This is a genomic window from Bacillus sp. YH3-2-B2 (assembly GCF_053663335.1).
In genome coordinates this window covers 523,995-546,626 of record NZ_JBSJQE010000001.1, presented here as the reverse complement: position 1 = coordinate 546,626, position 22,632 = coordinate 523,995, and the positions used below count along the sequence as shown (strand labels likewise).

Here is a 22,632-nt window from a genome sequence, read left to right as displayed (position 1 = left end):
AATGATAAACTAATCCTGCATGCGCTCCAGCACATAATCAGCTTCCTCCGCAGTCAGTTCGCCCGCTTTTAATTGTCTGAGAAGCTCTTTTACTCTCTCGTTCTTTCCATTGGAATCCGCTGTTGCACGAGTCTGTGCCTCCGCGGAAAACGTTTCTTTTTTACGAATGGTTACATCCTTCAAACCTGCAAGTCTTTCTCCCTGTTCATTAAGCAGCTGAATATCGTAAATAAGCTCGGATTGACCTTTTTGGCCTGTTTTACGCGCATAAGCCCAGCATTCTGCTGAAACTTTTTTCCGAATCGTAATCTCTCCTATTGAAAAAGGAACATAAACAGATGCCTCTTCTCTTCCGTCCGTAATTCCGAACAAAGATTGCAGAGCCCCATCAATTAAAGACGGATGCAATGTATAATTTTCAAGAGCATATGCGGCTTCTTTTGGCAGCAATAAGTGTGCAACCGCTTCTGTTTTTCCGCCCCATAAACGTTGAATCGGCTGAAAAGCGCGCCCATACAGGAACCCGTTTTCCCGAAAATACTTGTAACATTCATCTTGTTCACGGACAAAAGCACTTCTGTTTATCATCTCTTGTCTGTCGATATTCTCTATATCATCATCGTAATGATGATCATAATCTAATTCCCCCGTCACAAATCCATTCCTTACAGCAGCATCCTCGTCAGATGACATATTAAATAATATTTTGCCGTCTTTTACGGAAATGTGAGTGTAAATGGTCAGGCTTTCTTGCAAAAGCATGGCCGGTCTTGCAAATATCACGTTTTTTAAACGAGTGACCTCTTTCTTTCGATATGACCGCGTTCCCGCTGCGCATGCCATTTCAAGAAAAGCAGCTGCCGGGAGAATGCTCTTGTTTTTTACGATGTGGTCTTTTAACCAAATCTCTTTTTCTCTTAATGTCGTTTTAAAAAACTGCTGTTCCAGAGTAGATTCATTCGAATCCAGAAGCGGGTGCAGTGAAGACTGCCGCGGCAATATTTCCTGAACTATTGCACTTTGATTTCGAGGCACCCAGTAAGACTCCTCAGCAAATGGATATAAAGGAAGCTTGACCTTTTGCGGAGTATACTCTTCATATAACTCTCTCCATTGAATATCAGCCCCGAAAGACCATAATTTTGCTAGAAGATTCAAGTCCTTTGTCTCCATCATCACTTCGAGGAATTTATCTTTCATCTTTTGATCATGAAAGATAAAGACTTTATCAAAGTCTTTCGTAACATTGCCTTTGTATACGCCCTCTCCAATTGTTCCTTCAGTACAGAAAGTTCTCAGCTTCTCCTTAAGTTCCGGCAAATCGGAAGCTACAACAGCAAGTCTGTCTTCCATCGGCTCCCTGCATGTCTGCAATGTAAAAGCGATATCAGCTGCCGAGGCTGTTGTCTCCCGCTCTGTGAATTGCAGAAGGCGCCGGGCGTATTCTTTCAGTCTGTCTTCATTTTTGGCAGAGAGAACTGCGGCAAACGGACCGCTTATTGTTTGTGTGTCCGCATGGTTTTGATATTCCTCCACAATGACATGGGCATTTGCTCCTCCCGCTCCGAACGAACTGATTGCTGCTCTCCTGTTAGAGGCGCCTGATTCTTTCCGCCACTCTTCTTCTTTCTGCTGAACGTAAAAAGGCGTCTTTTCAAATCGGATATTTTGGTTCAGCTGTTCCGAGTGAATGGATGGCGCCAATTTCTGGTGCTTAAATTGCAAAAGAACTTTTGTAAGGGCTGCTATACCTGCGGCAGACTCCAAATGTCCGATATTAGACTTCACTGAACCTATGGCACAAAATTGTTTATCATCCGTAAATTTCTCAAAAGCTTTTGTCAATCCTGCGATCTCAATCGGATCTCCGAGCGAGGTACCCGTTCCGTGTGCTTCCAAGTAGCTGACGGATCGCGGACTGATGCCCGATTTCTTGAAATTTTCAGCAATCAGCTCAGCTTGTGCATTCGGATTCGGAACCGTAAACCCATTGGTTTTTCCGCCATGATTTACAGATGTTCCTTTAATCACTCCGTATATATGATCCTGATCAGCAATTGCTTTTTCCAGAGGTTTCAACAGGACGGCTCCCGAACCTTCTCCCGGGACATAGCCGTCTCCGCCCTCTCCGAAACTTCTGCACAATCCTTCGGTGGAAACAAAATTACCTTGACTCAGCCAAAGGTATTTGCTGGGGTGTATGGACACATTAACGCCGCCCGCAAGCGCAATTTCACTTTCCCCTCTTTTAATGCTCTCACATGCCAAGTGAATGGCCGTCAGCGATGATGAACACATCGTATCCAGTGCAATGCTCGGGCCGGAGAGATTAAAAAAGTATGAAACCCTGTTCGCAATAGATGAAAAGAAGGAACTGAGCGCAATCGGATTGCCCCGCGCAGTTTCTTCTGCGCCGAATAATTGATATTGTCCGTACATGGCTCCGACAAACACACCGGCTTTCATACCGTTAAGCTTCTCTTTTGTATATCCTGAATCTTCAAACGTATGCCAGGAGGTTTCGAGAAAAATTCGCTCCTGAGGGTCCATCAGCTCAGCTTCTTTATGAGAAATATGGAAAAACAGCGGATCGAATTGATCAACACCGCTGATAAAACCGCCCCACTTACTGTTGATTTTCCCCTTCTCCATTCTGTCGGGACTGTAAATTGATCTGAAATCCCAACGTTCCTCGGGGATTTCAATAATACAGTTTTTCCCTCCGGCAATGTTTTCCCAGAACTCCTCAAGAGTATCGGAATTCGGATATCTTCCGCTCACACCGATAATGGCAATATCCTCACCCGGCTGAACCATGCTCGGTGCAGGTGTATCCTTCTGCTGCCGGTGCTGTTTTTTACTCGGATTTTCTCTTTTCTTCTGCACTCTTGTTACCGGAGCTGCCCCTGCGGCCTTAAGGACTTTTTCTTTAAAAGATGTTAGGAAGAAGTTTGAAAGCTCTTCAATGTTCTGATATTCAAAAAAGATTGTTTTCGGAAGATCCCCGAAAGTATCTTCAAGCTTTGAAATAAGTGACATGATCATAAGTGAGTTGATTCCGAACTTCTCAAAAGAGTCTTTCGCATTTATTTTATGAGCTTGGATTTTCAAGACACCGCTGATGATCTTGATTAAATAGTCATTGACTTTTTCTTTCGCAGCATATTCCTCTTCTTCATCGTATTCCGCCGTGAGTGTATCTTGATCTGCTGCAGCTGTATTTCTTTGAATCGAAAGCGCTTTTATCATTTTATTCCGCTCACCTTCTGCAGGCATTAAGCTGGTAAATGAAGACCCCAGCATTTTCAGAAACGCTTCCAGAACAGAGGAAGTTCGCATCGGAGTCATTCCGTATTTTTCTTTTATTTGAATGATTCCATTGCTGTCGAGACTCATTCCGCCATCTTTCAATAACGGCCAATTGATTGATAGTGTTTTTCCGTTTCGAGAGAGCTGGGATCGAAGCATTGCAAAACTGTCCATAAAATGATTTGCGTACGCATAGTCACTTTGGCCGGCATTTCCGTAAGCGGCAAAAGAAGAAAAGAGAACAAAAAAATCAAGATCTTCGTCTTTTGTCAGCTCATCCAGCCAGATTGTCCCGTAAACTTTCGGTTTCAGTACGTCCGTAAAATCACTGAGACTTTTATTTACAAGAAATGAGTCACGAAGGATGCCGGCAGCATGGATGATCCCGTTTATGCTGCCGTACCGCTGTTTAACGCCGAAAATGAATCGCTCTGCCTCTGTTCGATCTGTTATGTCCGTCCGCTGATATTCAACAATAGAGCCGCTCTCATTAAGCTTACTGATCCGTTCTTTTTGATCAGCTGTTAAAAAAGAACGGCCTGTAAGTATAATCACGGCTTGGTTTTCATTAGCGATGTGTTCCGCAAACAGCAGCCCGAGTTTTCCGGCTCCTCCGGTAATGATATATATGCCGCCTTTTTGATACGTTACAGATCCGTGATCGTGTTCCGGAATATCAATAGGCTGCAGCCCTTTCACATAACGGGTATATGAGTCTATTAAAACCTCACATTCATCCGTTTGAAAGCGCTGCATTTCACTGATTGCAGCATCCCACATCTCGGAAACCGGAGGATTTATGTCAGAATGCTCATGGCGAATCTGTATGGTTTTCGCTTTAAGCTTGGAGCTTTCCATGTTTACCGTTTTCATGAAACCTCCGACAGCTTCATGAAACGGCTGATTCAGACCCCTTGTCCAATAAATATGCAATAACGTAACAGGTTCGTTTCTTCGCATTAAAGCTTTTGATAATAAAAAGAGCGAGTTTATCCCTCTGCGAAGAGTTTCATTAACGGATTCTTCAGTGATTTCTCTGATTTCTCCGTTCCATAAATAAAGCACGACATCAGGTGTAAATCCGTTTTCAGCCAAATCAGACAGCAGCATTTCGACATGATTTTCATCAGAAGGATTGATTGTGCATCTATTCCGTTCAATTCTGTAATCAGAATCGGGCGTTACGAGAATGACACGGTTATGTTCTCCATTCATCATCTCGGCATGCTGAAAGAGACGGTTATCCTGATCAAAAATCAGCATATTCCCCGGTGCCTGCTGATTCGGCATATCAATGTGATTTGTCCTTACCCAATCGGTCTTAAAAAAAATGGTTGGGGACGGAGCTTGTGATCCCGGCTCCGCCTTTTTTTTCATTTGTTGTTTTCTGTAAGTACGAATTAGCTCCAGTCCTGCATCAGGAGACATTTGCTGTTCTTCAATTAAGGAAAGTATTTGTTTGATCTGCACTATTTTCCCTCCAGCAGCTGATAAACTTGGTCAGCAGAAAGTTCACCGTTTTTCAATTGTTCCAATAAGAAGAGAATTTCCTGATCTTCATTTTTATGACCTGCGGTTAATTCTCCCCCGGTCACTTTTCTGACAGAGAAGTCTTTCATGCTCACGGCTATTTCGCCGCTCTCGTTAATAAAATCAATGTTATACGTATAAAAACCGGTTTCTCTCACCGAAACATGGCATCGGGCAGTAAGCGCCCTCTTAATGTGAAGCTCTCTAAGTGAATAAGGAACAAATAAGCCGTCTTTCTCATTTTCTCTTAACAAAAATGCCGCCGCTTGAAAACCGCCGTCAATTAATGAAGGATGGAGTGTAAAATGTGAAAACCCGTTCGCTAAATGATCCGGAAGCTCCAATTCTGCCATTAACTCCACATCACCGCGATATACGGCTTTCAACGTTTGAAAACCGCTCTGATATGTCAGGCCCATACGACTGAAGCGGTGATAACACTCTTTCCGGCTTATGACCGTTTTACTGCTGCGTATGAACTTATCAATATCGACATACTCAGGATTGCTGTTTATGTCTCCGAATACTGTTTCACATTGTGTGCAGATTTGCTGCACGCCATCCGGGCCCTCTTTACATATCGTTACGTTCAACTTATCTTGTTTCATTTCCAAGCCGGTATAAATGTGCAGCGTTTTTCCTTTATATAATATAGGTCTGTTCCACATCACGTCTTTTATTTTATATACTTTACTTTCTCCGCTTATTTCCGCACAAACAAGAGCCATTTCAAGCGAAGCGGCTCCCGGCAACACACAGTCTCCTGAAACAAGGTGATCAGTGACGAAAAATTCAGTTCCGGAAATAACAGTTTTAAATGCTTGTTTCTTTAATGTTGAGACATTCTCGCTGATTAATGGGTGAAGACTTTTGCTATTAACCTCGCTTTTGTTCTTTTTCGGAGTAAACCAATAACTCTCTTTTGCAAACGGATAAGACGGCAGCGGCACTCTATTCAATTTCTTATTGCCGATTGTCTTCCATTCAAACTCGGCTCCATTGGCCCAACATTGCGCGAGAAGCTCCTCTTTTCCGCTTTGAAGAGCCTCCTGAATCATATATTCAGAGACAGCTGCGCGCTCTACAGTGTTTTCGCTTATAAATACGCCATTTTGCACCTTGCTTTTATCAAGAAAGCTGACGTATTTATCTCTCAGCTCAGTCAGACTCACTGCACATACGGCAATTCTCTCGTTCATTGCTTCCCGGCCGTTTTGCAATGTAAATTCCATGTCACTGGCATTAACGGTCATGTCACCGGCAATCACGCGATCCAAGTACTGAACCATAAGCCGGATATACTCAAGTAATTGATCTTTGGTTTTCGCAGATAAAACAAAAATGTGTGTTTTACCGTTGTTTTCCGGCACTTCTTTTTGAGGTTTCCTATATTCCTCTAAAACAATATGCGCGTTCACACCGCCGAATCCGAATGAGCTGATACCTGCTCTCCTCGGCAGATCGTTGTTCTCTTCATCTTTTATCGGATTCCACTTTTGAGCGGTTTCTGTGATATAAAATGGCGTATTTTCCAGTTTGATGTATGGATTGAGTTCTGAAAAATGGGCGAGTCCCGGAAGTTTGCGATATTTAAAAGCCAGTAATACTTTCAGCACTCCGGCTATTCCGGCAGCGGTTTCGAGATGGCCGATGTTTGTTTTCACAGACCCGATTCCGCAGCTTTTCTGTTTCTCAAAAGGAATGTCCCATTCTTGATATAACGTTTTAAATGCCTTTATGATGCTGTTTACTTCAATCGGATCGCCAAGACTTGTCCCTGTGCCATGCGCTTCTATATATCCCGCAGTGGCGGGACTGACCCCCGCCTTCCGCCAAGCTTCGGTTAATAAGTCCGCCTGTGCGTTCGGATTCGGAGCTGTCAAAGAATTGGCGCGGCCGCCGTGATTTACAGCTGACCCTTTAATCAAACCATAAATATGATCACCGTCTGCCTGTGCTTTGCTGAGCGGCTTAAGCAATACTGCAGCCGCCCCTTCACTCCTTACATAGCCGTCAGCGCTTTTATCAAATGTTTTGCACTTTCCGTCTTTGGAAAGCATACCTGCTTTATCAAAAGCTATAAACAGAGTAGGGCTTGTCATAATATGCACTCCGCCTGCAATCGCCATTTCAAAATCGCCTCTTTGAATCCCCTCAGCCGCACGATGGAGTGCAACTAACGAACTTGAACAGGCAGTATCAATCGGTTCACTCGGACCCGTCAGGTTCAGCTGGTAAGAAATACGATTAGCCAATATACAATGATTTAAACCGGTTGCGGTCTGCGCCTGAACAGAGACGCCATTTTCATTGAGACGTTCCGCATAGTCCGTTGTGGCGACCCCTGCAAACACCGCAGTTTTCGTCCCTGCCAAATCAGACGGCTTATAGCCCGCATCTTCTATTGTTTTCCATACAGTCTCCATAAAAATTCTTTGCTGGGGATCCATTAATTCTGCTTCGGCGGGAGAAATCCCGAAAAACAACGGATCAAAACTGTCCGCGCCTTTGATAAATCCGCCTTTTTTTATTTTTGTTCTATTAACGTCCCTGATCGGATCGCCGTCAAACTCTTTCCAGTCCCAACGGTCTTCAGGAATGTCTGTAATCATATCCCGCCCTTTTTCAATTCCTTCCCAAAAGTCTTCCAGCGTATCTGTTTGGGGGAAACGGCCGCTTATTCCCACTATTGCAACCGGCTCATTCATATGTCTTTCCTCTTGCCTGGTTTTGTTTTCAGGCTCAGGGGAATGTTCATAGGATTCGGGCGGAGGCGTGCTGTACAATGTTTTTTCGTCTGCTGCAGAAAAAGGTTCTGTCTCAGCAAAAAGGATTTCTCCGTATTGCTCGATTACATAATCAGTCAGTTCAGCCAGTGAATTGCATTCAAAGAAAATGGACGGCAATAATTCCGTACCATATTGTTGATTGATTTCATTTCCGAGTCTGGTAAACGTAATAGAATCAAATCCGTACTCGCCGAACGAAGTCTCTTCTTCTATTTCCTTTCTGTCAATCTTTAAAATACTTGACATCATCTTTGCGATGCCCTCAATCAGATTTTCTCTTCTGTCTTTCGCCGCAGATTCATCTGAAGAAAAAGATCCGCAGAGATGAAGCTCTTCGGAATACTCACTCTTTAAAAACTCAAGAAGTTCATTAAAATCAGTAAGACCGAAAAAATCTGACGGCATCATTGATATTCCTAATGTTTCGTTTAATTCGTTGCCCAGCATTGTAAACATAATTGAATCAAATCCGTATTCACTTATCGGCAGTTCAAAATCAAATTCCCGTTCTTCAATTTTTAATACGCCGGTGATGATGCGCGTCAAAGTGCTTTTTAAAGATTCAGTAATTGACAGCTCTTTCGGTTCGTGATTTTCGTCGGCGATTGCCGGGTCACTTTTTCCGCTGTCAATCGTTATCATTCGTTCCAGCTTTAATTCATTACCGCTAAATACCATTATTTGATGTTCACACCCTGTCATTGCTTGATCAAATGCTGCAAGGCCTTCCCGTTTTTCCAGAGGCAGCATTCCGAAACGGTCATAAAGGAACTTCTCTGAATGAATGTCAATTTGCATACCGCCTTCTTTCCATAAAGGCCAATTAATCGAGACTGTTTTTCCAGGTTTATTTTCCGCCGCTCTCATTTCCGCAAAATAATCCATAAACCGGTTTGCATAAGCATAATCAGTTTGTCCGGCATTCCCGATTATTGCGCTGATAGATGAAAACATAACAAAAAAGTCCAGAGGTTCTCTGTCTGTATACCGGTCAAGCCATATCGTTCCGTAAACCTTGCTGGCCAAGACTGAATCGAGATCCTCTTCACGCTTATTGATGAGTAATGAATCTTTTATCACTCCGGCGCTGTGAATAACTCCTTTAACAGGACCTAATTTGTTTTTGACGAGCTTTATCAGGTTGTTGACATTTTCCTTATCAGAAATATCGGTTCTTACATAAAAAACCTCTGATCCGTTTTTTTCGAGCTCTTTTACATTGCTTACGGCTTCCTCAGAAAGCTCTGACCTGCCGATAAGCACAAGTTTTATTCTCCCTTTTCGCACAAGATGTCTGGCAAAAATCAGGCCCAGGCCGCCTGTTCCTCCTGTAATAAGGTAAACTCCCCCTTCTTTTACTTCCATCTTTTTGAGGGGCTCTGCACTTTCAATTTCTGCAGAGTGTTTCACCTGCCTGATTCCATCTCTGTATCTGATTTCTGAAGAAGTATCATCGCTGATGACTGTTTCATTCACAAGGTTTTTTAATTCAGGCAGACCGGTCTTCAGCTGTAACTGAATATCGTCGCTGTGTATTTCAATATTTTTACCGGACAACATAGGATGCTCTAAATGAAGCGACCTAAAAAAGCCGCTCATTGCCATTTGATAAGGTAAGATTTGATTGTTCCTTGTGAAAAATACATGTGATATCAGGATTTTATGCCTTGGGATTGTTGCTAACAGAGCTTTCGTTACATTGAAAACCGGCAAAACAGCCTTTTCCAGCTTTTCATGAATGTTATGCTCAATTCCCGTTTCAGGGCTCATCCCGATTAAAATGACGCGGTCAATTGTCACTTGTCTTTCTTTAAGAATCGCCAGCAATTTCTTATAGCCTTCAAGTTTGACGCTGTTCAATTCAAAGGAATCAGCTTCTTTTTCTTGAAAACTGCCGCCATGGCGGACAAAGATCATGTTCAGGCCGATATCTTTATATGCCTTGCGGATCAGCGGTTCTGATATATCCCGACGGAGTGAAATCACAAGGCAGCTGTTTAAACCGCTGGCTTCAGGCTGATGAAGCATAGGGGCCCGCTTCCACATATCAGTGTAATACTTAGCTGAATGCCGCTCATTTTGAGTCTGCGGTGTAACCCTTAATGCCTTCAACGCTAAGTTTTTTATTTTAAGACTTACAGATCCGTTTTCATCCATAAATAGTATATGAAACCTTTTGACATCATCATGTTGTCTTTCATCTGCAGCAGTAATGTAAGCATAGCCGTTTGCCGAAGGTGGTTGAAGAATTTCCAGCTCACCTAATTCAAAAGGCAAATATGCGGTGTGATCGTCTTCCTGAGCGGACGTAAACCCGATTGTGGATTGAAAAATGCCATCCAATAAACACGGTTCCAGCAGCGCGCCGGATTTTTTATGAATGCTCTCAGGAAGTGATATTCGTGCAAGAACAGCGTTTTCATGGATAAACAGCTGTTTTATTACCTGAAAGCCGGCTCCATAGTCCAAACCGCTCTGCCGGAAGTTCCTATAACACTCAGCGCCGCTGATTAATCTTTTCTGTCCGGTTAACCAGCTGTCCAATTTAAAATGCTCTGTATGAGAGGCGTCTTTATCTCCGCATGTGATAATGTTTCCTTGGCAATGAACTGCCGCTTCAGGCTGCATATCGGTTTTCACCACAAATCTGCCGTCTTTTTGATTCGGCAGCAGATTTATCATTATCGTCTTTTCTTTTTCAACGGTTATCGGAACCGCCCATACAACCTGACTCAGTTTTATGACTGATTTTCCGTACAGCCTCTCTCCCGCTTCTCTGGCCGCTTCGATGATTGCCGCTCCGGGCAGAACCGTTTTCCCATGCACAACATGGTCTTTTAAATAATATTCAGAATCTGAAAGCGTTTTATAAAATCGGCACTCACCTGCAGAAAAATCAAATAAAGGAGCTGTACCGGCTGCTGATGTTGTTTGCGCCTTATTTGATACCCACAGTCTGTTTTTTAAGAAAGGGTAAGTCGGCAGCGCAATTTTTGCCGGTTTTCTGCCGGTGCGGAAATCTTCCCAGCTTAAATTCCCTCCCGATACCCAGAATTCAGCCATTTCGGCTAATGTGGTTCTGCCGGATTTGAGCGGAAGATCTGATTGCCGCTGTCCGCGTTTATGATTCGGTTTTTTCCCTCTGAATATTTCGTGATCGTCAATTCCATTATAAAAGTGATTTAATTTCAACATCAGATCATCGATATTATTTGAAATGACAGCAAGCCTTTCCGGCATGGCTTCACGCCCTTCAAGAAGGGTATACGCAATATCAGAAAGGTGAAGCGGCTTATTTGTTCCCGCCGGCTGTAAACACTCGCCCTGCTTATGACGAGCCTTTTGAAGATATTCCTCCAGCTGTTTAGCTGATTCCCGTAAACTCAGTGAATGCTTGGCTGAGAGTACGATAAGTTCTTCACTTTCCTCACGCCCCGTTTGACAGTCAGCAGCAGACTCATACTCTTCCACAAGGATGTGAGCATTTGCCCCGCCCGCTCCGAAAGAACTTAATCCCGCACGGCGCGGATATTTGCTGTCAGAATGTTTTTCATTCACGGGTTTTATCCAGTCGGCGGTTTCCTGCTGGAGACAAAAAGGTGTCTCTTCCAGATAAAGATCCGGATGCACCCGTTCAGCATGCAGTGTTGCGGCTATTTTTTTATACTTCATTTGTAAAATAATCTTTGTCAGGCCGGCAATACCCGCGGCCGCTTCGAGATGACCGATGTTAGATTTAATCGATCCGAGAGAGCAATATGAAACATCTTCGGTATAAGCTCTGAACGCCTTGGTCAGGCCTCGGACTTCAATCGGGTCACCCAGCGGCGTTCCCGTGCCGTGGGCTTCAATAAAGCTGACACTTCTGGCGCTCCAACCGGCCGCTTTAAGAGCTCCTTGGATTAAATCCGCCTGTGCGGCAGGATTAGGCACCGTATAGCCATTCGTCTTTCCGCCATGATTAATTGCCGTTCCTTTTATGACGGCGTACACAGTATCATTATCACGTATGGCATCTTTAAGCGGTTTAAGAATAACGGCCCCGACACCTTCCCCGGGCACGAAACCGTCGCCGCCTTCTCCAAAACTTCTGCATTTTCCCGATTTTGAAAGCATTCCCATCTGACACCGGTATAAATAGTCAGAAGGATGAAGATACAAATTTACTCCTCCCGCAACCGCAACAGAGCACTCACCTTTTTTTAAACTTTGGCAAGCCATGTGAATTGCCGTTAAGGATGAAGAGCAAGCCGTATCTACAGGGATACTGGGACCCGTAAAATCAAATGTGTAAGACACTCTGTTCGCGAGAGACCATGGGAACGAATTTGGAAGTACATCGTTTTTGTCCGTCGGTATTCTTTCGCCGAGCAGCTTGTAAGAATTGGTTGTAACTCCCGCAAATACACCGACATGTTTTTCGGTCTGCTTTCTCAACCCGTCAATGGTATATCCCGAATCTTCAAATGCTTTCCATACGGTTTCGAGAAATATTCGTTCCTGAGGATCCATCGCTTCTGCTTCTCTCGGCGATATTTGGAAAAACAAAGAATCAAATGATTCAGCATTCTTTAAAAATCCGCCCCATTTGCAATAAATTTTCCCCTCATGCGCTTTAGCGGGGTCTGGATCATAGTAGGTCTCATAATTCCATCGTTCTTTCGGAATTTCTGTGATTGCGGTTCTCTCTTTTGATAGAAGATCCCACAATTCTTCGATATTTTCAGCCCCGGGATAACGGCCGCTGATACCGATTACCGCTATCCCGTCAAGATGTTCTTTTTCCTCCGCCGCAGGTGCAGTGATGTTTTGTTCCGGCCTGGCGGGGGTAATGCTCTGAATCTGTTTTCCTTTTTCCTCCCGTGAAAATAAACGTCCCAGCCGATCCGGGTATTCCTTTACAAGATGATCTGCTAAATCTCTGATTGTATGAAATTCAAATAAAAGCGTTTTCGAAATTGCTCCCAGTGACTGCTCCAGCTTTGTGTTGCATTGATGAATCATAACCGAATCCATTCCATATTCAGCCAGATGCACATCTTGATCGATCTCTTCCCGTTCTGCACCGACCTCAGAGGAGATGATTTTGGTTAAAAACAAAACTGTCTGATCCAAAATATCGCCTTGAGCCAAAGGAACGGCACTGCCTGTCTCTGTTTCGTCCGTCAAAAATCTCTGCTGCATAAATTGTTCAAAGCGTTCGTGATCACCGCAGACTGCAATATTATGCAGCTGACCCGAAGTTACAATCCGCGAAAACCATTGCGTTCCGTCTTCAGCAGGAAGTTCTTCGAGCCCTGAACCATGAAAAAGAGACGTCCGCCCTTGACCTGACAGGTTCGCCCCCATTCCGATGTCTTGCCATAAAGGCCAATTGATTGTCAGGGTGCGGCCGCTGCGCAGAGACTTTTGCCGTTTCTGATCCCGATATTCGGCAAAATGATCTAAAAAGCCGTTTGCATATGCATAATCACACTGTCCTTCGTTCCCTGCAATAGAGACGACTGAAGAAAAAACGGCGAAAAAATCCAATTCGAGCGACTTCGTTGCATGATCAAGATTCAATGCGCCATGAACTTTCGGAGCAATCACCTCTGAAAGTTCATGCTTTGTTTTTCGAAAAAGCAGCGAGTCTCTGATAACTCCTGCACAATGAATGACGCCATGAAGACCTGCATGCTGATCGGTAATATCGTCAATCATTTTTTTTACCGCTTCTTTATCGGATATATTCGCCTGTATATAATAAACCTTTGCTTTAAAGCTGTTCAGGTATTCTAAATGTTTCTGCTTATCTCCGTTTAAAACAGATCGCCCCGATAGGATAATAGTGGATCTTTCAGTTTTCGCGCAATATTCAGCGATTTTACTGCCAATCCCCCCGAATCCCCCTGTAATTAAATATACTTTATCTTTTTCAGGGTATTGAATGGTCTTTCTGTTTGTTTCTCTCTGCTTCTCTAACATCCGTGCATATCTTACGCAGCCTCTGTAAGTGATATGAATATGCCGATCAGGCGCTGTGTTTATTTCTTTATAAAGAATGTCAGCCTTCTCTGAAAATGAAACGGATGCAGAATCATGTTCAAAGCAAACCGTCTTACAATGCAACTGCGGGTACTCTTGTTTTATCGATTTTAAAAAACCGTTCACACCTTCAAAATACGGCAATTTTTCTTTTTGATCTGCGCTGAATGTATAAATGAACGTTACTTTGTTTATAAGGTTCTCGCTGATTAAAGCCTTAGTCAGATAAAACACAGAATAAATTCCTGATTCGAGTGTTTCTTCCAGTTCAGGCTGTTTTTCAGACCAAGTATGCAAAATTGCATCAGGCGCTGCGCCTTTTTCCTTTAACAGACGAATGACACCTTGATAATCTTCGGGACGCTGCCTGTTGATGGTGAAAACACTGTCGCTTATCTGCTCTAAACGCTCACCGGGCATAATAAGGTATGCGGACGTATTCTCTCTTTTTTTCAGCTCTTCAAAATAGTCTTTATTCCCGGAGAACAACAAAATAGTACAGGCTTGTCCGCTGCCCGCTTCATTCTCAAGTTCGGTTTCTTTCCATACCGGCGTATAAAGTGCCTGATTCTTCTTTTCTGAAAAAGCCGCGTCTGATTTTACCGGCTGAGGGTTTAAAGAAAATTGAGAGCGCTCAAACGGATAAGGCGGAAGCGGGGCTTTTCTTTTATGATAATCACCTAGTTTCGCCCATTCAATCTCTTCTCCTGAAAGCCACATTTGCATAAATGAATGATAAAGAGCCTCATCGGCTGGTTTGTCCGCTTCAAAAGCAGCCGCTTTGTTTAGTTTTGCTGATGGAGGGAGCGATCCGAATTGAAAAACTGAAAAATCAGAGATATTCACATCCGGCTCCGTTCCCTTTTCTTCCGTGTGAAGCGGCATATGGTCAGCTATCTCCTGAGACACGGCATCCATTTGATTGTATTCTGTCATCAGCGGAAAACGAGTCTTATCATAAAAACCTGCCGGCTGCTCATTCATACAAGCAACAGCCTGTTTAATTCCGTCTTGCTTTTTCAATAACATGCTCAGAAAAAGTTCTTTAGACAAGATTCCCTCATCCAGTAAATTTAATATTTCCAGAACATAATCATTATCAAAGAATCCATCATAATCTGTTAAATCCCATCTCTTATACAGTCTTCTCATAGAGGCAAGGATAGCCATGATCGCCGCTTCCTCATCAGCCGGCAATGCGTTTCTTTTATCCGCCGTGCGATTCACAATATAAGATAAAATCTCGATTTCCTGAGTCTTTCCCGCTTTATCCCACTCTTCTAAAAACCCTTTAAACGTATATTGGTGCTCAAGAAGCAGCCGTGTTTTCCCGTACAGGCGGTCTGTAAAATCAGCCGGGAAGCTCAGACCGTTCAGCAGCATCCTTACATATTCTTCATTTAATCGAACCGGCGGGTACGTTTTTGCAGTGTACGGATTGACAAATGGAATGGTCGGCGGCTCACAGGATAAGTGCGAAGGTTTTTCAGCGCCTGTGATGACAGAAATGGCCTTTTCAATTTTGATGATATCCGCTGCTGCAAGAGCGACGTAATATCCGTCTCCGGCGCCTGTAATGAGGCTTGGCTTAAAACCGGATGCCAGGATACTTTTTATGATTTCCGTATTAATAACTAAAGAATACAAGCGGATTTTCTCAGGCGTCCATTTTCTTTTAAATGAACTGTGCAATGTTGGTATACCCTTCAGCACCGACCTTACGTTCTTTTCTAAATCAGGGAACACGCGTTTCAAAACGGCAAATTGTTTATAACTTTCCCATTTGAAGTCACCGATGGCAAGCGCCCATTCAGAATCTTGTTTCCTCCGAAAACTTAATCCCTCTTTAAGCTGATTTTTAAATTCCTCCTTGCTGCCTGCCAATAAACCCGCCCTGTAATCAAACGATGTCCTTGTTAAAAGGGTGCTGCTGATCGCTTCATTTGATATTTTGCAAAATTCCTCAGAATCGTCAGAAAAGGTTCTCCAATGATGTATCATTTGTTTCATGCTTTCTTCACTTTTAGCGGAAAAAAGGAAGGGAACCCTTCCCTTTCTGTCAGATTCGTCTTTTGTATGTATAAATTCTTCGATGATGACGTGAGAGTTAACACCTCCAAAACCGAAGGAGCTGATTCCCGCCCTGAGCGGAGTCCCGTCTGCCGCCTTCCAATCACTTGAATCAAGCGCCGGCCTAAACGGTGTTTTTTCAAACTGTATAATTGGATTTACCGTATGTACATTCAGGCTTTTCGGCACCCTCCGATGTTTCATCATCATTAGAACTTTTATCAATCCGGCCATTCCCGCCGCTGCTTCTGTATGACCGATATTTGTTTTCACACTTCCGATCCTGCAATATTGAGTATCCTCAGTATATTGCCGATACGCTTTTGTCAATGCTTCTATTTCTATCGGATCGCCCAGAGATGTACCCGTGCCATGTGCTTCTACATAAGAAACCGTCGCAGCATCAACAGCAGCGTTGTGTAAAGCTTCTGAGATGACCCGGCACTGCGCTTCTGCTCTGGGAGCGGTTATGGAACGGGATTTACCGCCATGATTAACAGCTGTCCCTTTTATGATCCCGTATATATGGTGACCGGCTTTTACTGCATCACCAAGGCGCTGCAGCAATACAACGCCTGCCCCTTCTCCGGGAACGTAACCGTTCGCCGCTGCGTCAAAGGTTTTACATTTGCCGTCAGGACTCAGCATTCTGGCTTTAGAAAAAGAAATATATTTTCCGGGTTGGAAATTCAAGTTTACTCCCGATGCGATCGCATAATCGCTTTCTTTTGTCCGCAATGACTTAACCGCTTCATGTAAAGCTACAAGCGACGATGCACAAGCGGCATTTACAGACATGCTTTTTCCGGTCAAACCGAATGTGTATGAAAGCCGGTTGGAGAGCATAGCTTCGAAACTTCCTAAACAGGCGTAACTGTCGATTTCCGATTCAGCATGACCTGTCTGCCGGTAGTCAGAATTCATAATACCCGCAAAAACAGAAGTGGTTTTACGCTGGAGATCCCGCAAAGAGACCCCGGAATCTTCGATGCACCGCCAAGTTTCTTCTAAAAGGATTCTTTGCTCAGGATCCATGTTTTTCGCTTCCCGGGGAGAGATATTAAAAAACTTATGGTCGAAATGGTCAGCTTTATGAATAAAACCTCCCCACTTGCTGATTGTTTTGTTCGGTATACTGATATCAGCTGAATAATAAAGATCGGGATCCCACCGTTCAATCGGCACTTCCCGGATGGAATCTTTGCCGCTATTTATGTTTTCCCAGAATTCATGATAATGATCTGCATCGGGGAATCTGCAAGCAACCCCGATTATCGCGATATCCGCACTCTGTTTATTCAAATGAACCATTGGCCTCCACCCGCCCCTTCTTTAGTGTAGAAATAACGTATCCAATCTGCGCCTTAGCAGACTTTCGGTCTCATTCATCATTTTTTCACCAATGTCATCGACATGTCTGTTTCTCCATGATTCCAAATCCGTGCCCTTTACCCAATGATTAAAAGCGCCTAAAGACGGGCCGCAATGAACTTGGAAATTCACCTTTTGTTCTTCCTGCCCTTCCAAAGCAAGCAGACATCCTCTCTGCAAATACCACTTAAATAGTAACAGCATCTTATATTTTTGATTGCGCTCAGCTTTTTGGGCCAGGTTCGGCTGTTTATCTATTATGCTTTCGTAGATTTCATCAAAAGTCTTGTTAAAATAAACATTTTCGAGCTGAATTTTTGTCTTTTCATCTATCTCACTCAAAGACTCATATTGTTGGTAGATTTGAAATAATTTATTTGCCCTGACCGGAAACAGCGTGCCCTTTTTCAGCACCTGCACCTTTGTTCCGAACTCAAACAGAGTCTCCGAAGGCGCATAAGCAGTGTCGCATATTCCTGTCTCACTCAGCATTTCTTTAACAAAACCGCTTGTTTCGGCTTCAACTGTACATTGATTAATGGATCCCGTCATAATAAAATCAGCGCCCATTAAAAAAGCAGACGCCGCAGACTCGGGAGTCCCGATTCCTCCCGCGGCCCCGACTCTGATCTTCCTTGCGTATTTGTGTGTTTCCATCATTTCATCCCGCAGGTTAACAAAAAACGGCAGCATCGCCGTCAATGAGCCCTGTTCGGTATTACTGCCGCAATCTGCTTCAATAATGATATCGTCTGCTGCCGGAACACGGCTGAGCCACTCCGCCTGCTCTTCCGTCAGCATACCCTGCTGACACATTCTCTTTACGATACTTTGAGGAGGCGGACTCAGAAATGCGGCCGCAACTTCCGGCCGTGAAACTTTGGCAATGATCCGATTATGAGGTATGACCCTGCCGCTTTTGTCCATCTTCAACTGATGCGCTTTGTAATAAATTAATGGCGCGCTGACGGAAAGATACGAAGACGCTTCTATTACCCGTACGTCATGCTTGATATATAAATCTATCAATTCCTTTTCTCTATCTTGATGATCCGGCTCAAATCGCAGATTCATTCCGTAGGGCTGGCCATTTTTGAGTGTCTTCTTAATAGAAATAAGGGCCTGTTCAATTTCCCTTATAGTTAAACCCGCTGTGCCAAAGAACCCCAGCATTCCTTTCTTCCCGAGGCGGATCAGCATTTCAGCGGAAGAGATCCCTCTATGCATCGCACCTGCCAAATACGCGTATGTCAAACCGTAATCTTCTTTGAAAGATTGATCACCCAATCGGGACACCGGTGAAGCCGCACTGCTTTCTATATTTTCGGCCAAGAGGCCCTTCTCTTTCCCGCTTTCCGAATTGTCCTTGTTCCCTTCAGAAAACAAGAGACTGTCTTCCGCCGCACTAATATTAAGCGGTTCCTCATCTCTTTGTATGGTTTGAATTAATTTAGTCAGAATGTTTCCGGGACCGATCTCTTCAAACACAGTGACGCCTTGTCCCATTAAGTACCTGATGCTTTCAGTCCATTTGACCGAGTTTGTTATTTGTTCAATTAAATTCCGTTTGATATCTTCTTGTTTATAAGGTCTTGCCGTATAGTTAGAGATGACCGGGAAATTCAATTCAGAAAAATGAAACTCCTCGATAAATTCCGCAAATTCACGCTGTGCACTTTCCATGAAACGAGAATGAAAAGCTCCGCCGACTTGCAATACGATATAAGCTTTCGCCCCTTCTTTTTCAAAAAAAGAGGCTGCCCGCTTTATCTCTTCTGCAGCCCCTGCTATCACAATTTGTGAAGATGTATTGTAATTGGCGATATCTATTTGGCCGAATTCATACTTTTGAAGTATTTTTTTTATGTGATGCTCATCCAGTCCGATCACGGCAGCCATTCCGCCCTCGGAAGCCTCACTCATTAACTCGCCTCTTTTAGCAACCAGCCGGAGACCTGTTTCAAAATTAAAAACGCCGGCCGCAAAAAGCGCAGTATATTCACCCAGACTATGTCCTGCAACAGCATCAGGGCGTGTATGACCTTCTTTTAAACCCTTTAAATATTGCAGTGCGCTCACTGTATAAATTGCAGGTTGTGTATACTTCGTATCAGTGAGCCTCTCTTTTTCATCTGAAAGGCATAAATCCTTTATGGAGTATCCTAAAATATGATCTGCCTTTTTAATGAGCTCACTGAATTCATCGAATAAGCCTCTGCCCATTCCTTTAAACTGCGCTCCCTGTCCGGGAAAGACGTAAGCAAGCATTTGTTTTCCTCCTTGTTCCGTATTTCTGCCGTTTCTTTTCGTTCCGATTGTGATTTGATTAACATTTTTCACTTCAATTTTAAAATTGTCATTTACTTAATAAGCAATACGAAGCAAAATAAAAAAACCTTTATGCCGGATAAAGGTTTAAAAGCAAAAAGCATGTGCAAATATCATATTGCCGCAAATATAAATAGATAGAATTTTCTGATAATTAAAACCACATTTTCATTCCGTTTTTTATATATCAATATAATAAAAACATTCCAACGTGCCGAAACAACGATTGGTTTTATGTGAATATTTCCCTAAATAAATACTATACCATGATTTACATGTTGTCAATGGGAAACACACGTATATACCAATTCTTCAGCCGCCATTTTACAGGCGGCTGAACTCGGTTGTTATCAGTTCATCAGCCCATGCCGATATGCCTTCACTATACTATTCGCGGAATAATAGTTCTTTCTCTTTGTTGTAGTCTTTAGTAAATTGATTGAACTCCTCTGCTTGTTTATGCACCTTTTCGTAAACTGAGTTTACTTTGCTGATCTGCTCTTCCAGCTGCGCTAATGTGAGCTTTTTATCTTTAATCAGTTTATAAAGGTCCTTATCAAGTGAAATGGCTTTTTCGTACTTTTTGTACAAAAGATCATAAGATGCATATCTTTTCTCCATTAAAGCGACAGCATGCCCGGCTTTTTCTTTTACTTTCTTATCCTTTATTTCTTGAGAAGTTTTTTTTGCGGATTCAAATGCTTTTTTTGAATCATCAATACTGTCTTTTTCTGCTTTCAGATGTTTTTTTCGCTGATTTGCATTGCTCAGAGCCTGATCAGACAGTGTGACGATTTTCTGATAATCATCCATATTCAGTTTAACCGCGCTGTCGTAAAGCTTGTGCTCTTTTTTCTCCAATTTTTCCAATTTTTTCTGCTCTTTTTGAAACGGTTTTTCCGCTTGAACGGCTTTTTCCATCGAGTCATGAAGCGATTCAACCGGATCTTTTCCCCCGCAGCCCGCAAGCAGCATACTTGCGGCGCCGAGCGCTCCGATTCCTGCTAATACCTTTTTTTGAATCATATTCACTTAAAATCCCCCAATCTTGACAATTTCCACTATAGAAGCCCGAACGCTTTTTGACAATAGCTGAGCTGTAATTGGCATGACCGGGTAAAAAGACGCTTACGGTGCTGTCAAAGAATACTGGCGTAAAAAATTGAGAAAACAGGGCGGATGACCATACATCTTTTTGGCTTTTACATAGTTTATAGTAGACGCCGGCCCTGCTGACAAAGGGTCAGCGTAATTAAAAGAGGAGGTTTTTTTATGTACGGATATGGATTTGGCGGCGGATTTGGCGGCGGTTGCTGCGGCGGCGGATACGGTTATGGCGGTTACGGTTATGGCTGCGGCGGCGGATATGGCCGCACATTCGCATTAATCGTCGTATTGTTTATCTTATTAATCATCGTCGGTGCCGCTTATTTAGGCTGCGGCTGCTGACCTTATACACCATGAAAATCGGCCGGCCTGCTATGGCCGGCCAATTGTTTCGTTGCGCCGCGATAAAGAAATTCGCTATAATTTACATATTAAGCTTTAGGAGTGAAGTTTCTTGATTACTATGGAAAATATTGTACGCGACGGACATCCCGCGCTCAGAGAGATCGCTGAAGAGGTTCAGCTTCCCGCTTCTGACGAAGAAAAACAGCATCTTGCTGATATGATTGAGTTTGTGAAAAACAGCCAAAATCCTGAATTAGCCGAGAAATACAAGCTTCGTCCGGGCGTCGGTCTTGCCGCTCCGCAAACAGACGTAAAAAAACGGATGATCGCCGTCCATGCAGAAGATGCGAAAGGCACTTTATACAGCTATGCTCTTTTTAACCCTAAAATCGTCAGCCACTCAGTGGAAAAAAGCTACTTGACGAGCGGAGAAGGCTGCCTGTCGGTAGACGAACCCATTCCCGGCTATGTGCCGCGCTACGCCCGCATCCGCGTGAAGGCGGTGACGCTTGAAGGAGAACAGATTGACATCCGCCTCAAAGGTTTTCCGGCCATCGTGTTTCAGCACGAAATCGATCATCTGAACGGCGTGATGTTTTACGACCATATCGATAAAGAAGATCCGTTCAAAGAACCTGAAAACGCCATTGCCATTGACCGTTAAAAAAACCGGCACTTCCCAAAGTGCCGGTTTTCTTTATTTCAAAAGGCCCAGTTCTTTGACGGCCCAGCTGATTCCCTCTTCATCCACCGGCTTTGTGACGAAATCGGCGGCAGCTTTTAATTCCGGAACCGCATTTCCCATCGCCACCCCGGTGCCGGCAAAACGGATCATCTCAAGGTCATTTAGTCCGTCGCCGAATGCATAAGTGTCACTTACGCCGTACGGAAGCCGCTCAAGCACTCTTTTAATGCCTTCCGCTTTTGAACCGCCTTTCGGAAGCACATCCGTTGACAATTCATGCCAGCGGACGTAATCAAACTCCGGAAAAGCGGCATATGCTTTTTCTTCATGACCGCGGCAGAATAAAAGCAGCTGATAAATTTCTTTTCCTTTATAAAATGTTTCATCAACTTCGGGATAAGGCGCTTTCAGACTGCCGATACCTTCCGAGACGTGCGGATGTCCGGGGACGGTCGTTTTCATCGTGTCTTCCGCCATAAATACGACGGGATGCTCCCCTTCTGCCGCCTGCTTTAATAAACGCGCAACCGCATCTTCAGGAAGAGAATTTTTATAAATGACCTCACCTTCAAATACGACATACTGGCCGTTGTATGAAATAAATGATTCAATCTCAAGCTCTTCCAGAATCGGTTTTACCATAAACGGGGACCTTCCGCTGGCGATAAAAACGTGATGCCCAGCCTCTTTAAGCGCCGTCACGGCGTTTCTTGCGCTATCGGGAATATGTTTATCATGGTCATAGATCGTGCCGTCAATATCAAAAAAGATCAGTTTTGGATTCATGTCAATTTCTCCTTTTTCCCGTTTATCAGTCGTGTCTTTTTCAATATCATCATACAGAAAGTTTTTCTTCCGGAAAACCGCCTTGATCAAATTCCAGTTTTACCCACGAAAACAAATTCATTTTTTCCGCATACTACTGCTATAAAGGGCTTTAAAGGAGGTATACGATGCTGCGCCGATTACGGAAGAAACTCAGAAGACAGTGGGGCGGAATGCTCCGGAAAAAAGTCATCGCGTAGAAGGGATCTTTCGGTTTTTGAAAGTCCCTTTTTTGCTCGAGACTTT

Annotated in this window: 7 protein-coding genes; 2 read left to right on the top strand and 5 right to left on the bottom strand. The window is 43.6% G+C overall.

The window, feature by feature from the left end; all coding sequences use genetic code 11:
* Positions 1–9: 9 nt before the first annotated feature.
* The 4 genes from ACWJJX_RS02890 to ACWJJX_RS02875 form a co-directional block, all read right to left on the bottom strand.
* On the bottom strand, positions 10–4,779 hold the full coding sequence (locus tag ACWJJX_RS02890; protein ID WP_454022718.1) for an SDR family NAD(P)-dependent oxidoreductase: 4,770 nt from the start codon (positions 4,777–4,779) through the stop codon (positions 10–12).
* The gene (locus ACWJJX_RS02885; protein ID WP_454022717.1) at positions 4,779–17,036 is read right to left on the bottom strand and encodes an SDR family NAD(P)-dependent oxidoreductase; all 12,258 of its coding nucleotides are present in this window, start codon (positions 17,034–17,036) and stop codon (positions 4,779–4,781) included. The genes ACWJJX_RS02890 and ACWJJX_RS02885 overlap by 1 nt, the downstream gene beginning before the upstream one ends.
* Positions 17,037–17,057: 21 nt before the next feature.
* On the bottom strand, positions 17,058–19,364 hold the full coding sequence (gene fabD / locus ACWJJX_RS02880; protein WP_454022716.1) for an ACP S-malonyltransferase: 2,307 nt from the start codon (positions 19,362–19,364) through the stop codon (positions 17,058–17,060).
* Positions 19,365–19,811: 447 nt separating this feature from the next.
* Positions 19,812–20,450, bottom strand: coding sequence for a YkyA family protein (locus ACWJJX_RS02875; protein ID WP_326375068.1), 639 nt, complete (start codon positions 20,448–20,450; stop codon positions 19,812–19,814).
* 246 nt (positions 20,451–20,696) lie between these two features.
* Here ACWJJX_RS02875 and ACWJJX_RS02870 point away from each other — a divergent pair, with 246 nt between their 5' ends.
* Both ACWJJX_RS02870 and def read left to right on the top strand, forming a co-directional pair.
* A complete protein-coding gene (locus ACWJJX_RS02870; protein WP_032862645.1) occupies positions 20,697–20,873 on the top strand; it encodes a YjcZ family sporulation protein in 177 nt (58 codons plus the stop codon).
* Between the two features lie 112 nt (positions 20,874–20,985).
* Positions 20,986–21,540, top strand: a complete 555-nt coding sequence (def, locus tag ACWJJX_RS02865) for a peptide deformylase (RefSeq protein ID WP_039063011.1) — start codon at positions 20,986–20,988, stop codon at positions 21,538–21,540.
* A 33-nt stretch (positions 21,541–21,573) separates the two neighbouring features.
* Here the strand turns inward: def and ACWJJX_RS02860 are convergent, their stop codons facing one another.
* Positions 21,574–22,347, bottom strand: a complete 774-nt coding sequence (locus ACWJJX_RS02860; protein WP_454022715.1) for a Cof-type HAD-IIB family hydrolase — start codon at positions 22,345–22,347, stop codon at positions 21,574–21,576.
* Between the last annotated feature and the right edge of the window lie 285 nt (positions 22,348–22,632).

Coding starts and splice junctions, on each gene's coding strand:
- ACWJJX_RS02885 (WP_454022717.1), bottom strand. CDS start 17,036: ATGGTTCATTTGAATAAACAGAGTGCGGATATCGCGATAATCGGGGTT.
- ACWJJX_RS02860 (WP_454022715.1), bottom strand. CDS start 22,347: ATGAATCCAAAACTGATCTTTTTTGATATTGACGGCACGATCTATGAC.
- fabD (WP_454022716.1), bottom strand. CDS start 19,364: ATGCTTGCTTACGTCTTTCCCGGACAGGGAGCGCAGTTTAAAGGAATG.
- ACWJJX_RS02875 (WP_326375068.1), bottom strand. CDS start 20,450: ATGATTCAAAAAAAGGTATTAGCAGGAATCGGAGCGCTCGGCGCCGCA.
- ACWJJX_RS02870 (WP_032862645.1), top strand. CDS start 20,697: ATGTACGGATATGGATTTGGCGGCGGATTTGGCGGCGGTTGCTGCGGC.